This is a genomic window from Microbacterium sp. P2_F9, from assembly GCF_056403635.1.
The window spans coordinates 1-1,175 of record NZ_JBFUFC010000403.1; the positions used below are offsets into that span (position 1 = coordinate 1).

Annotated in this window: 1 protein-coding gene; it reads left to right on the forward strand. The window is 70.7% G+C overall.

What is annotated here, in order from left to right; genetic code table 11:
• On the forward strand, positions 1 to 959 hold a 959-nt coding region (locus AC1DVT_RS20375; protein WP_477391235.1), incomplete at its 5' end, for a Mur ligase family protein.
• Positions 960 to 1,175 lie beyond the last annotated feature (216 nt).

Below are 1,175 nucleotides of genomic sequence, written 5' to 3' on the forward strand. Positions count from 1 at the left end.
CCCATGACCACCTCGATGACTACGCCGACATGCGCGAGTACTTCGAGGCGAAGCTCCCGCTGTTCCGACCCGACCGCGCGAAGCGCGCGGTGATCTCGCTGGACTCGACCCCCGGCTTCGAGGTGGTCGAGCGCTGCGAGGTGCCGTTCGTGACCGTGGGGACGCCGGCGATCGCCGCGGACCCGGATGCCGCGGCCGCCGCCGATTGGATCGTCGAGATCCTCGACGAGAAGCCCGCCGGCACCGAGTTCCGGCTGTCTTCGACGGACGGACGGACTCTGACGACGGTGGTCCCGGTGATCGGCCGCCACATGGCCGCCAACGCCGGCCTCGCGATCGTCATGATCCTCGAGGGCGGATACGCCTGGGCCGACCTCGTCGCCGCCCTCGACAGCACCGCGGGCGGGTCCGGGCCGATCGACGCGCACCTGCCGGGGCGCACGCAGCTCGTCTCCGGCGAGCACGGACCCGCCGTGTACGTCGACTTCGGCCACTCCCCCGATGCCTTCGAGAAGACGCTCGCCGCGGTGCGGCGGGTCACTCCCGGAAAGGTGCTGATGCTCTTCGGCGCCGACGGCGACCGGGACGCCACGAAGCGCCACGACATGGGGCGTACGGCGGTGGAGGGCAGCGACATCCTCGTGATCACCGATCACCACCCGCGGTTCGAGGATCCGGCGTCGATTCGCGCGACGCTGATCGAAGGCGCACGACGCGCCCAGCCCGACGCCGAGATCCACGAATACTCGCCGCCCGAGCGCGCGATCATCGAGGCGGTGGCCCTCGTCGGCGACGGGGATGCGATCCTGTGGGCCGGGCCCGGGCACCAGGACTATCGGGACATCCGCGGCGTCCGCACGCCGTATTCCGCGCGTGAGCTCGCGCGGCGCGCGCTGCGGGCGGCGGGCTGGGACGTCCCCGAGCCGCACTGGGCCGTGCCCTACCCGCCCGAGGCCTGACCGGTCCCACCATGCCTGCCGAGAGGGCAGATTCGCGCCGCCGCGTGAATCTGCCCTTTCGGCATCTGTGCAAGCGGAATCTCCTTGACCGTGGTCTGACCACACGCTATCCTTGTGGTAAGACCACACGTCGAAGGAATGAGACCATGAGCATCGTGACCCCCGCCGCAACCCAGGCGACCGGCACCGACAACCTCCCCGCGGCTTGGGAGGGCT